We start from the raw sequence: 12,451 nt of genomic DNA, 5'->3' as shown, positions 1-12,451 counted from the left end.
CGTGGACGCTAGGCGCCCGGCTTGCAGCTGACGTGGCACACCCCGCCCGGGGTGTTCACGGCGTGGGGGAAATACCTGGCCCGCAGCCGCAGGGCCACGCCCACCAGCCCGATGAGCACCGGCACCTCCACCAGCGGCCCGATGACCGCCGCAAAGGCCTGGCCGGAGTCGATGCCGAACACGGCGATGGCCACGGCAATGGCCAGCTCGAAGTTGTTGGACGCGGCGGTGAACGACAGGGTGGTGGCCTGCTCGTAGGTCGCCCGGGCCTTGAACGACAGCCAGAACGACACCAGGAACATCACCAGGAAATAGATGCACAGGGGCACGGCCACGCGCAGCACGTCCAGCGGCAGCTGCACGATGTAGTCGCCCTTGAGGGAGAACATCACCAGGATGGTGAACAGCAGGAAGACCAGGGCCAGGGGGCTGATGGCCGGGATGAAGCGCTCCTCGTACCACTGGCGGCCCTTGAGCCGCAGCCCCAGGAAGCGCGAAAGCATCCCGCCCAGGAAGGGGATGCCCAGATAGATGAACACGCTCTCGGCGATCTGGCCCATGGTGATGTCCACCACCGCGCCCTCCAGCCCGAAGACCCCCGGCAGCACCGAGATGAAGAACCACGCGTACAGCGGGAAGAACAGCACCTGGAACACGGAGTTGAAGGCCACCAGCCCCGCGCAGTACTCCGTGTCGCCCCGGGCCAGGTCGTTCCAGACGATGACCATGGCGATGCAGCGCGCCAGGCCGATGAGGATCAGCCCGACCATGTACTCGTGGTGCCCGGAAAGAAAGGCCAGGGCCAGCCCGAACATGAGCAGCGGGCCGATGATCCAGTTCTGGACCAGCGACAGAGCCAGCACCCTGCCGTTGCGGAACACCTGGCCCAGCTCCTCGTAGCGCACCTTGGCCAGGGGCGGGTACATCATCAGGATCAGCCCCACGGCGATGGGGATGTTGGTGGTGCCCACCTGGAAGGAGTTGACCACGTCCTTGACGCCGGGCAGCAGCGAGCCGGTCATCACGCCGACGAACATGGCCAGGAAGATCCACAGGGTCAGGAAGCGGTCCAGGAAGGACAGGCGTTTTTCGCCAGTGTCGGCCATGGGGTGCTCCGTTTGGGCCGGGCCCTAGCAGGGCCTGCCCTGTTTGTCGCGCAGGTGCGCGTCCAGCCGCGCCAGATCGTCCGCAGCGCGGGGCTGCGCGCGCAGGGCGCCGAGCAGGGTGCCCTGCAGCTCGCCCGGGCCCGCGCCCGGCTCGTCGCGCAGGCGGTAGTACATCCACTTGCCGCTGCGCCGCCCCGCGACCCAGCCCGCGCCCCGCAGGTAGGCCAGGTGCCGCGACACCGAGGACTGGGGCATGTCCAGTACGGCCATGAGGTCGCACACGCACAACTCGCCCGTGCCGAGCAGGTTGAGGATGCGCAGGCGGGTTCCGTCCGACAGGGCCTTGAGGGTGGCAGCGAAATCATCCATGCATGCATCATATCCGCATGAGCGGATTTGTCAAGGCCGGGCCGAGGGGGGCGGCAGGCTCCGCAGGGCATTGACAGCCCCCGGGGCCGGGCGTATTGCTCCTGTGCACATTTGGCAAAAAGAGAAAACGATGCAGCCCCTCGATACGCCCTTCGACAAGACCCTCTACGCCCGGCGCGCTGCCGTGCTCAAGGCCCTGGGCCATCCGGCCCGGCTGTTCATGGTCGAGGCCCTGGCCCGGCAGGAGCGGTGCGTGAACGAGCTGACGCAGCTGGTCGGGCTGGACGTGTCCACCGTGTCCAAGCACCTGCTGGTGCTCAAGAACGCGGGCATCGTCAGCGACAACAAGCGCGGCAAGCAGGTCTTCTACACCCTGCGCGTGCCCTGCGTGGTCAACTTCTTTACCTGCGTGGAGTCCGTGCTGGGCCAGTGATGTTTTTTTGGAACCTTCATTTGGCCGTTTCGCCAATTGTTTTCAGGAGTCCGCCCATGTTCTGGAAATCCGAGTGGAAAGCCCTGCTGACCATCATCGCCGTGTTCCTGGCCTGCTTCTACCTGCCCGTGGGCCAGCCGCGCTTCGACAACGCCGTGGTCGAGGCCCTGGAGCTGGTGAAATGGTACGCCCGCGAGCATGTGCTGCTGTGCCTGGTCCCGGCCTTCTTCATCGCCGGGGCCATCGCGGTCTTCGTCAGCCAGGCCTCGGTCATGAAATACCTGGGCCCCAAGGCCAACAAGGCCGTGGCCTACGCCGTGGCCTCCACCTCGGGCACCATCCTGGCCGTGTGCTCCTGCACCATCCTGCCGCTGTTCGCGGGCATCTACCGCATGGGCGCGGGCCTGGGCCCGGCCACGGCCTTCCTCTACTCCGGCCCGGCCATCAACGTCCTGGCCATCGTGCTCACCGCGCGCGTCCTGGGCCCGCAGATGGGCGCCGCCCGGGCCATCGGCGCCATCGCCTTCAGCGTGGTCATCGGGCTGGCCATGCACTTCATCTACCGCAACGAGGAAAAGCAGAAGGCCCTGCTCATGGCCGCCATGCCCGAGGCCGAGGTGCCGCGCCCCCTGTGGCAGACCGCCACGTATTTCGCCACCATGGTCGGCGTGCTGGTCTTCGCCAACTGGGGCGCCACCGAGCAGCCCCAGGGCCTGTGGCACGCCATCCACGCCGCCAAGTGGCCCATCACCGCGCTTTTCGCGGCGGGCTTCGGGGCCTGCCTGGTGGCCTGGTTCGGGCTGGCGCTGTGGAAGGTGCTGGCCGTGGCCGGGGTCTGCGCCGCCCTGGGGCTGGCCCTGCCCCACGAGCCGTCCGTGGCCTTCGTGGCCGGTGTGGCCGGGCTGACCCTGCTGACCAGCACCCGCCAGGACGAGCTGGGCCAGTGGTTCGGGTCGAGCTGGGGCTTTGCCAGGCAGATCCTGCCGCTGCTGCTCTTCGGCGTGCTGGTGGCCGGGCTGCTGCTGGGGCGGCCCGGCGGCGAGGGGCTGCTGCCCTCGCAGTGGGTGGCCCAGGCCGTGGGCGGCAACTCCCTGGCAGCCAACTTCTTCGCCGCATTCGCCGGGGCCTTCATGTACTTCGCCACCCTGACCGAGGTGCCCATCCTCCAGGGGCTCATGGGCAACGGTATGGGCAACGGCCCGGCCCTGGCCCTGCTCCTGGCGGGCCCGGCCCTCAGCCTGCCCAACATGCTGGTCATCCGCAGCGTCATGGGCACGCAAAAGACGGTGGTGTTCGTCGCCCTGGTGGTGGTCATGGCCACGGCCAGCGGCATGTTCTACGGAACCCTTTTCCCTTAAGGAGAATACGATGCGCGAGATCAAGGTGCTGGGCCCCGGGTGCCCCAAGTGCGAGCAGCTCAAAAAGAACGCCGAGCAGGCCGTGGCCCTGGCGGGCGTGCCCTGCAACGTGGAGAAGATCACGGACATGCTGCGCATCTCCGAGTACGGCATCATGCTGACCCCGGCCCTGGTGGTGGACGGCGAGGTCAAGGCCGTGGGCAAGGTCCTTGCCCCGGAAGAAATCGCCAAATTCTTGAAATAGGGAAGCTCCCGCCGCCGCCAGGCGCGCGGCGGCCCTCCACGGGGAGCGGCTGGCCGCGCGCCCTGCCTCTGGCCCTCCTGCCCCCCCCACAAACGCGAAAAGGGCCCCGGCTGTGCAGCCGGAGCCCTAATCACCTTGATGGTGCCGAAGGGGAGAGTCGAACTCCCACGGGGAAACCCCCACTAGACCCTGAACCTAGCGTGTCTACCAATTCCACCACTTCGGCATCAGGAAGGCCGCTTATAAACCCAAGGTTCGAGGCCTTGCAAGCCTTTTTTCGTGATTTTTTATTCCATGCTATTCCAGTATGTTAACGCGGCGTTTTCCCGGGGGCGCCGCCCGGCTTGAACCATGGGCCCTTTTGGGGTAGCACTACGGCCTCGCCTCATCCGACACGGGCCACCCAAGGAACCACAGATGATCGTCGTCCGCGACCTGGAAGAACTCCGCGACACCCTGCGCGGCTCCTGCCTGACCATCGGCAACTTCGACGGGGTCCACAAGGGCCACCAGAAGCTCCTGGCCCGCACGCGCATCCGCGCCGAGGCCAACGGCCACGAGTCCGTGGCCGTGACCTTCGACCCGCACCCCCTGCGCGTGCTCACCGGCGGCAGCACCCCGCCCTTCATCACCCTCACCGAGCAGAAGGTCGAGCTCATCGAGCGCCAGGGCGTGGACATCTGCGTGCTGCTGCGCTTCACCCGCGAGATGGCCGCCCTGGAGCCCGAGGAGTTCGTGCGCCGCTACCTGGTGGACGGGCTGAACATGAAATACATGGTCATCGGCTACGACTACGCCTTCGGCAAGGGCCGCCGGGGCAACTACGAGCTGCTGGCCGCCCTGGGCGCGCAGCACGGCTTCCAGGTCGAGCGCGTGAACCCCTACATGTACGGCGGAGCCGTGGTCAGCTCCACACGCATCCGCGACATGGTCCGCGCCGGGCGCGTGTGGGAGGCCCAGCCGCTGCTGGGGCGCTTCTACACCGTGCGCGGCACGGTGGAGCACGGCCAGGGGCGCGGCGGGCGGCTGCTGGGCTTCCCCACGGCCAACCTGCGGCTGGTGGACGAGCTGTACCCGGCGGGCGGGGTCTACGCCTGCTGGGCGACCCACAAGCTGGTGACCAGGCCCGCCGTGGTCAACATCGGCACCAACCCGACCTTCGGCGAGCATGCCCTGTCGGTGGAGGTCCACATCCTGGACTTCGACAGGGACATCTACGGCGACGACCTGCGCGTGCAGTTCGTGCAGCGGCTGCGCTCCGAGCGCAAGTTCAACGGCCCGCAGGAGCTTGTCACCCAGATCACCCGCGACTGCGAGCTGGCCCGGACCATCCTGGCCAGCTCCCAGGCCCAGCCCTGAGGCCGCCATGCGCCTGCACGACCACCTGCACGCCATCATCCGCAGCGCCTCCATGCGCTGGCTGGGACTGGCCGTGGGCGTGGGGCTGGTGTCGGGGCTGTGCGCCGTGGCCTTCTTCACCGCCGTGGAGTACGGGCAGCACCTGATCCTGCACCGCCTGGCCGGGCTGACCCTGCCCGCCCCCGCCGGGGAGGACCTCTTCCACGCCCCCGCCGGGCCCCTGCGGCCCTGGATCATCCCGCTTTTGACCACCGCCGTGGGCCTGGGCACCGGCTGGCTGGTCACGCGCTTCATCCCCGAGACCATCGGCGGCGGCACCGACGGCACCGACGCCATGATCGACTCCTTCCACAACAAGGAAGGCCGCATCCGGCCCCTGGCCGCGCTCATCAAGGGCACCACGGCCATCCTGACCATCATCACCGGCGGCAGCGCGGGCCGCGAGGGGCCCATCTCCCAGGTGGGCGCCGCCGTGGGCTCGTGGCTGGCAACCAGCCTGCATCTGTCGGCCAAGGAGCGGCGCATCCTGCTGCTGGCCGGGGCCGCCGGGGGCCTGGGGGCCATCTTCCGCGCGCCCCTGGGCGGCGCGCTCACCGCCGTGGAGGTCATCTACCGCGAGGATTTCGAGGCCGAGGCCGTGCTGCCCTCGGTGGTCTCCTCGGTGGTGGCCTACTCGCTGTTCACCTTCTTCTTCGGCACCGATCCCATCTTCGGCATCCCCGAGTTCCGCTTCGACAACGTGGCCGAGCTGCCCTTCTACATCGCCCTGGCCTTCTTCTGCTCCTTCACGGGCTGGCTGCACATCCGCACCTTCGAGTTCGTGAAGTTCCGGGTCTTCGAGCGGCTGGCCGCGCGCTCGGGGGTCATCCTGGCCATGGGCCTGGGCGGGGCGCTGATGGGCATCATGGGCATGGCCTTCCCCCAGCTGCTGGCGGGCGGCTACGGCTGGCTGGAGCTGGCCATCAAGGGCGAGCTGGCCGTGGGCGTCATGGCGGGCATCCTGCTGGGCAAGATCGTGGCCACCTCGGTGACCATCGGCTCGGGTATGTCCGGGGGCATGTTCGCCCCGGCGCTGTTCGTGGGCGGCATGTCCGGCGGGGTGGTCGGCGCCCTGGCCCACCGCTTCTTCCCCGACACGGTGACCCAGCCCGGGGGCTACGTGCTGGTGGGCATGGCGGCCTTCTTCGCCGGGGTGGCCAACGCGCCCATCGGGCCGCTGATCATGGTCTGCGAGCTGACCCAGGGCTACGGGCTGCTGGCGCCGCTGATGCTGGCCAGCGCGGTGTGCATCCTGCTGGGCAAGGGCACCGCGCTGTACGAGCACCAGGTGGAGAACAAGTTCGAGTCCCCGGCGCACCTGGGCGACATGACCATCAACGTCCTGGAGTCCCTGCGCGTGCAGGACCACTTCGCCCCGGGCCGGGTGACAACCCTGGAGGAGGGCACGACCCTCAAGGCCATCACCGACATCATGGCCAACTCCAACGAGCTGTACTTTCCCGTGCGCGGGGCGGACGACGCCGTGACCGGCATCCTCGGGGTCAAGGACATCCGCCGGGTGATCTTCGAGACGGCGCTGTTCGACCTGGTGGTGGCCCGCGACATCGCCGGGCCCCCGGCCACCCTGCTGCCCGCCGATGACCTCTACTCCGCGCTGCTGCGCTTCGTGGACACGGGCTACGGCCAGATTCCCGTGGTCGATCCCACCGACGCCACGCGCATCCTGGGGCTCATCAACCGCGAGGACGTGTTCCAGGCCTACCACGCCGCCGTGGCCCGGCTGCGCGGTGAGGCCCCGGCCTCCGGCTGACGGCGGGGAAAACCCTTGCGTCAGGCCGCTGAAACGGCGAGCCACACGGCGCGGAAAAAACACGCCCGGCGCGCAGCAGCAATGCGCGCCGGGCGTGGCTTTTTCGGGCAACGCGACCGGTGGCCGCCTGGGGGCGGGCTGCTAGCGCGCCCGGCGGGTGATGCCCGGGCGCACCTGGCATTTGACGCGGATGGTCCGGCCCAGGGTGCGCGAGCCTTCCACCATGTTGAACGCGCCCGATTCGATGATCTCGGGTTCGGCGCCGTCCAGGTCCGCGCCCAGGGTGCGGATGTGTGCGGCCAGGGCCTGGCGCGCGTCGGCCTCGGCCTGCTCGCGGGTGTAGGTGCGCGGCACGGCGCGGTCCACCCCCAGGGCGGGGATGAGCATGCGGCCCTTGTGCGTGTCGGCGAACAGCTCGGCATCAAGGGTGGTGCGCGTGAGCGCCGCGCCGATGGCGTTGGCCACGGCGTGGTGGGCGGGCAGGCGCACGTCCAGCCCCGAGGCCCGGGCCAGCAGCGGCGCCAGGGCCTGGGCCGGGCCGCCCATGACGTAGTGGCGCACCGGGCGCACCTGCCGCCCGCCCAAAAGCTCGCGGATGGTGTAGACCGGCTTGTCGTTGATCTCGTCCACCAGGTCGCGGGCTGCGGTCAGGATGGCGGCCACCGCCGCGTCCACGGCCCGGCGGGCCAGCTCGCTGGCGGACAGGCCCCAGGGCGCGCCCAGTTCCTCCAGCCCCCGGCGCGAGGCCTCCACATCGCCGAAGGCGCAGGCGCCGGTCACGTTCAGGGCGTCGGTGAGCGCCGGGGCGCAGGGCCGCCCGGCGGCGCCCTGGCCGCAGGTGGCCAGGGCCGGGCCGCGCCGGTCGGGGCCCACGGTGATCCCCGCCGGGCCCACGCGCAGGGCCGAGTCGCCGCCCACGCCGATGGAGCGCACCTTGAGGGCGCCCACCAGGGTCGGATAGGAGCCCACGCTCATGCCGTGCTCCTCGATGACCGGCGAGCCGTCGGCGAACACGGCGATGTCCGTGGTCGTGCCGCCCACGTCGAGGATCACGCAGTCGTCGCGGATGTCGCACAGGGCGATCATGCCCATGACGCTGGCCGCCGGGCCCGAAAGGATGGACTGCACCGGGCAGGCGCGCGACAGCTCCAGGGGCATGGTGCCGCCGTCGGCCTTGAGCACGTTGATCTCCGCCCGCAGCCCGAAGTCGGCCACGCTCTCCTGCACGGCCCAGGCGAAGTCGTTGTACAGCCGCCAGACGGCGCTGTTGAAATAGGCCGTGGCGATGCGCCGGGGGAAGTTGAGCACCCCGGACAGGCTGTGCCCGAGGGTCACATGGTCGGCCCCGCCGCCTGCGGCCAGGGTCCGGGCCATGGCCTGCTCGTGGGCCGGGTTGCGCGTGGAGAACTTGCCCACCGCCGCGAAGACGCGCACCCCCGCCGCCTGCATGGCCGCCACGGCGCGGGCCAGCCCGGCCTCATCCAGGGGCGCGACCTCGGTGCCGCGATGGTCCACGGAGCCGCCAAGCACATGGAAATGCCCGCCCACGCGGTGGTTCTCGGGGTCGATGCCCGGCCCGCCCGCCACCAGCACGCCGACTTCCTCGGTCTTGCCCTCGACGATGGCGTTGGTGGACAGGGTGGTGGACAGGTTCATCCGGCGCACGGCCCCGGGGTCCACCCCGCGCAGCACCGCCGCCAGGGCCGCGCGCACCGAGAGCAGCAGGTTGTCGTGGTCCGTGGGCACCTTGGCCTCGGCCACCACCCGGCCCTTGTCCAGCACCACGGCGTCCGTATGCGTCCCGCCGACGTCGATTCCCAGCAGCATGGCCCCTCTCTTGCGCTCGTGCAGCATGCGGCGGCGCGGGCAAAAGCCCAGGCCGTCCGCGCCAGTGCATACCAAGACGCGGCGCAAGTCAAACCCCTTTCCGGCCAGCGGTCGGTGCAGGGCGGCGAACGGGCCGGGCAGGGGGCAGGGCCGGGGCTCAGGGGCGGCCCGGGGCCGGAATCAGGCCTCGGGGGCGCCGTGCAGGGTCAGCAGGGCGACTTCGGGCGGGCAGTTCACGCGCACGGGCACGCTCACGCCCACGCCGGTGGAGGTGAACACCTGGCGGTGGGTGCCCTCCACGCGCCGCAGGCCCCGGGGGTAGTGGTGGGCCAGGGATGGCAGGATGGGCGCGCCCAGGAAGGGCAGGCGAACCTGTCCGCCGTGGCTGTGCCCGGAGATCTGCAGGGGCAGGTGGTGGCCCGAGCTCTGGGCCAGGAAGTCGGCGTGGTCCGGCTCGTGGACCAGCACGAAGGCCATCTCGTCCTCGGGCACGGAGCGCAGGGCGCGGTAGTGGTCGGCCAGGCCCTCGGTCACCGAGTCCAGCCCCACCAGGCGCAGGGAGGCCGCGCCGTAGGCGATGCTGCGCGACTCGTTGACCAGCAGGTCCACCCCCGCGCGGCCCAGGGGCACGGAGGTCTTGCGCAGGTCCAGATGGTGGTCGTGGTTGCCCGGGCAGGCGAACACGCCCAGGTTGGCGATGAGGTCCGACAGGGCGTCGGCGCAGGCCTCGGCCTGCTCCGGGGTGTCCTGGAAAAAGTCGCCGGGCAGCAGCACCATGTCCGGGCGCAGGGAGTTCATGATTGCCACGGCGCCTGCCACGAACTCGGGCGACACATAGTCGCCTACATGGAAATCGGACATCACGCCCACGCGCAGCCCCTCCAGCGAGCGGGGCAGCCCCGGGATGACCACCGCCGTGGAGTTGGTCACGATGCGGCTGGGGGCGACCAGGGAGGCGTACTGCACGCCCACCCCGGCCACGCAGGCGCAGCCCGCGAAGCGCAGAAAGGTCCGGCGCGACATGCGCGAGGAAACGGGTTCGAGTTCGATGTCGTTCAGGGACATTGCTTTTGCTTCTTTGCGCGGTCTGCGAAAAGGATTGTGAACAGCCAGTTAGGCGCTGCGGGGCCCGGAGCACTCCGGGCGCGGGGAAAGGGGGCTGGTGGCGAAGCCCTGCGGGCAGGCCGCGTGCCGCAAGGCCCGGCTGGCCCTGGAACGGGCCGGGACCGGGTGGCGAAGCCCCTCGCGCGGCAAGGTCTGCAACACCAATTTGGCGTCCATGTGCAAAACTCCACACCAACGGCGGCAAGCGAGATATGGGCCCGATTTCAGGCGCCGTCAATGGGCATGCAAAGAAATATTTTCAAACATGCCACACCCTGGACGCGCCCGCAAGACCGGCAACCCTTTACCGGGTCCGCCCGTTTCTGCTAGCATGGGCCAGCCCCGATTCCACAGCCGACGGACCCAGCAGCAGGCCCCCCATGACCCAGCCCCCGGAAGACACCCCGACCACGCCCGCCCAAGGCCAGCCAGAGGCCTCCGCCCGCGAGGAACTGCTCGAGCGCCTGCTGGCCGCCGCCAGGGAGCAGGCCGTGGCCGTCCGCCACTACCAGTTCATCGCCGACTCCTCGCGCGATTTCATGACCCTGGTGGCCCGGGGCTACCGCTACGAGGCGGCCAACGCCTGCTATCTGGCCGCCATGGGCCTGCGCCCCGCCGATCTGGCCGGGCGCTCCGTGGCCGAGCTGTGGGGGGCGGAGGTCTTCGCCCGGCACATCCAGCCCAGCCTGGACGCCGCCTTCGCGGGGCGGACCGTGAGCTACGAGGCCTGGTTCGATTTTCCCAACCTGGGCCGGGGGTTCTGGGAGGTCATCTTCGCGCCCTACCGCGACGAGTCCGGCGCGGTGACCCACGTCTCCGTGGTCTCCCACGACCTGACCGACCGCCGTCTGGCCGAGGAGGCCCTGCGCCAGTCCGAAAGCAAGTACGAGTCCATCGTCGAGAGCCTGCCCGACATCGTCTACCGCCTGGACGAGCAGGGGCGCATCGTCTTCGTCAACGGCGCCGTGCGCCGCTACGGCTACGAGCCCGCCGAGCTCACGGGCACGCCCCTGCTGGAGCTGGTGCATCCCGACGACCGCGAGCAGGCCCGCAACAGGATCGACGAACGCCGCACCGGGACGCGGCGTACCGCTAACCTGGAGCTGCGCCTGCTCACCCGGGCCGGCAGCCCGGTGGACGTGGAGATCCGCGCGGAAACACCCGTGTTCTCCTTCCAGGCCGAGGGCATCTATGTCGCCCCGGGCCCGGGCCCGGGCCCGGAGAGCTTCGCGGGCACCCAGGGCCTGGCCCGCGACATCACCGAGCGCAAGCGCATGGAGCTGCTGGCCGACGAGCGCGCCGCCCTGTACAGGGTCATCTTCGAGCACTCGGCCTCGGGCATGCTGTCCATCGCCCGCGACGGGACCATCGGGCGCATCAACCGCAAGTTCAGCGCCATTGTCGGCTGGACGGGGGAGGAGGTCGCGGGCAGGCAGTTCATCGACTTCGTGGCCCCGGACTCGCGCGACATGGTCCTGGCGAACCGCGCGGTGCGCATGCGCGGCGGGACGGCCCCGGACGAATACGAGCTGGACGTGATCCACCGCGACGGGCACCCGGTGACGGTGCTCATCCAGGTGGGTATGCTGCCCGAATCGGGCACGGCCATCGTCTCCGCCGTGGACATCACCGCGCGCAAGCGCACCGAGGAGGCCCTGCTCCAGGCCAAGGAGTCTGCCGAGCGCGCCAGCCGGATCAAGAACGAGTTTCTGGCCAACATGAGCCACGAGGTGCGCACGCCGCTCAACGGCATCCTGGGCATGGCCGAGCTGACCCTGCTCACGACGCTGACCGGCGAGCAGCGCGAGAACCTGGAGATGATCCGCGAGTCGGGCCGCAACCTGCTGGCCATTCTCAACGACCTGCTGGACATCTCGCGCATCGAGGCCGGGCGCATGGCCCTGGAGGCCAGCCGCTTCTCCCTGCGCAACGTGCTGCGCGCGGTGGAGGCCACCTACCGCCGCCAGGCCGAGGCCAAGGGCCTGGCCCTGGAGTTCGACGTGGCCGGGCCGGGCATGGACGACCTGCTGGGCGACGGCGGCCGCATCCGCCAGGTGCTGTCCAACCTGGTGGGCAACGCCCTGAAGTTCACTCCCGCCGGGAGCGTGCGCGTGTCGGCCTGGCTGCTGGACACGCCCCCGGGCACCGCCCGGCGTCTGCTGTTTCGCGTGCGCGACACCGGGGTCGGCATTCCCGCCGAGCTGCTGGACATGATGTTCGAGCCCTTCACCCAGGCCGACGGCTCCTTCACCCGCCGCTACTCCGGCACGGGCCTGGGCCTGGGCATCGTGCGGCGCCTGGTGCGGCTCATGGGCGGGGTCATCGACGTGGACTCCGAGCCCGGCCAGGGCACGGCGGTCTGGTTCACCGTGCCCCTGCGCCCGGGCGGGGCCGCCGCGCCGCAGCCCGAGGCCCGGCCCGCCGTGGCCGACGCCCCGCGCGCCCTGCGCGTGCTCGTGGCCGAGGACAACGTCGTCAACCGCATCTACGCCGAACGGCTGGTGCGCGAGCTGGGGCACAGCGCCGTGGCCGTGGCCGATGGCCACGAGGCCCTGCGCGCCCTGGCGGGCGGCGGCTTCGACCTGGTGCTCATGGACGTGCAGATGCCCGGGCTGGACGGGGTGCAGGCCACGCGCAGCATCCGCGCGGGCGAGGTGCCGGGAGTCGATCCGGCCCTGCCGGTCATCGCCATGACCGCCCACGCCATGAAGGGCGACCGCGAGGTCTTCCTGGACGCGGGCATGGACGAGTATGTGTCCAAGCCCGTGGCGCCGCAGGAGCTGCGCGCCGCCATCGCCCGCGCCGTGCGCTGAGGGCCCCGGCTTGCTGGGCCCCGGCCCG

Annotated in this window: 10 protein-coding genes and 1 tRNA gene; 6 read left to right on the top strand and 5 right to left on the bottom strand. The window is 70.2% G+C overall.

The window, feature by feature from the left end; genetic code table 11:
- Window positions 1–8: 8 nt before the first annotated feature.
- Both arsB and G495_RS0108715 read right to left on the bottom strand, forming a co-directional pair.
- Window positions 9–1,106 carry an ACR3 family arsenite efflux transporter gene (gene arsB / locus G495_RS0108720; RefSeq protein WP_028587493.1) on the bottom strand — a complete coding sequence of 366 codons (1,098 nt, stop codon included), beginning with the start codon at window positions 1,104–1,106 and terminating at the stop codon, window positions 9–11.
- Between the two features lie 24 nt (window positions 1,107–1,130).
- Complete coding sequence (locus G495_RS0108715) at window positions 1,131–1,475, bottom strand: ArsR/SmtB family transcription factor (protein ID WP_028587492.1); 345 nt, start codon at window positions 1,473–1,475, stop codon at window positions 1,131–1,133.
- Window positions 1,476–1,605: 130 nt separating this feature from the next.
- On the opposite strand from G495_RS0108715, the gene G495_RS0108710 reads away from it, so the two are divergent.
- The 3 genes from G495_RS0108710 to G495_RS0108700 are packed head-to-tail and all read left to right on the top strand — an operon-like array spanning window position 1,606 to window position 3,510.
- Window positions 1,606–1,908 (top strand): ArsR/SmtB family transcription factor, encoded by a 303-nt coding sequence (locus tag G495_RS0108710; RefSeq protein WP_028587491.1) that lies wholly within the window; start codon window positions 1,606–1,608, stop codon window positions 1,906–1,908.
- Window positions 1,909–1,964: 56 nt separating this feature from the next.
- Window positions 1,965–3,266: a permease gene (locus tag G495_RS0108705; RefSeq protein WP_028587490.1), complete on the top strand. Its 1,302-nt coding sequence runs from the start codon at window positions 1,965–1,967 to the stop codon at window positions 3,264–3,266.
- Window positions 3,267–3,276: 10 nt separating this feature from the next.
- Window positions 3,277–3,510, top strand: a complete 234-nt coding sequence (locus G495_RS0108700; protein ID WP_028587489.1) for a thioredoxin family protein — start codon at window positions 3,277–3,279, stop codon at window positions 3,508–3,510.
- A gap of 139 nt (window positions 3,511–3,649) precedes the next feature.
- On the opposite strand, the gene G495_RS0108695 is transcribed toward G495_RS0108700, so the two are convergent.
- Window positions 3,650–3,736, bottom strand: a tRNA-Leu gene (locus tag G495_RS0108695).
- Window positions 3,737–3,927: 191 nt separating this feature from the next.
- Between G495_RS0108695 and G495_RS0108690 the strand changes: the two genes are divergently transcribed.
- Both G495_RS0108690 and G495_RS0108685 read left to right on the top strand, forming a co-directional pair.
- Window positions 3,928–4,869 (top strand): bifunctional riboflavin kinase/FAD synthetase, encoded by a 942-nt coding sequence (locus G495_RS0108690; RefSeq protein ID WP_028587488.1) that lies wholly within the window; start codon window positions 3,928–3,930, stop codon window positions 4,867–4,869.
- Between the two features lie 7 nt (window positions 4,870–4,876).
- Entirely contained in the window at window positions 4,877–6,679 is a 1,803-nt protein-coding gene (locus tag G495_RS0108685; protein ID WP_028587487.1) for a chloride channel protein, read from the top strand.
- 141 nt (window positions 6,680–6,820) lie between these two features.
- On the opposite strand, the gene G495_RS0108680 is transcribed toward G495_RS0108685, so the two are convergent.
- Window positions 6,821–8,506: a hydantoinase/oxoprolinase family protein gene (locus G495_RS0108680; RefSeq protein ID WP_028587486.1), complete on the bottom strand. Its 1,686-nt coding sequence runs from the start codon at window positions 8,504–8,506 to the stop codon at window positions 6,821–6,823.
- A gap of 180 nt (window positions 8,507–8,686) precedes the next feature.
- Window positions 8,687–9,571 (bottom strand): metallophosphoesterase, encoded by an 885-nt coding sequence (locus G495_RS18395; RefSeq protein ID WP_051445214.1) that lies wholly within the window; start codon window positions 9,569–9,571, stop codon window positions 8,687–8,689.
- 419 nt (window positions 9,572–9,990) lie between these two features.
- Here G495_RS18395 and G495_RS20355 point away from each other — a divergent pair, with 419 nt between their 5' ends.
- Window positions 9,991–12,423, top strand: coding sequence for a PAS domain S-box protein (locus tag G495_RS20355; RefSeq protein ID WP_051445213.1), 2,433 nt, complete (start codon window positions 9,991–9,993; stop codon window positions 12,421–12,423).
- The last annotated feature ends 28 nt before the right edge of the window (window positions 12,424–12,451 follow it).

It is taken from the genome of Desulfocurvus vexinensis DSM 17965 (assembly GCF_000519125.1).
Lineage (GTDB): Bacteria > Desulfobacterota > Desulfovibrionia > Desulfovibrionales > Desulfovibrionaceae > Desulfocurvus > Desulfocurvus vexinensis.
This window is presented reverse-complemented; position numbering and strand designations above follow the sequence as displayed.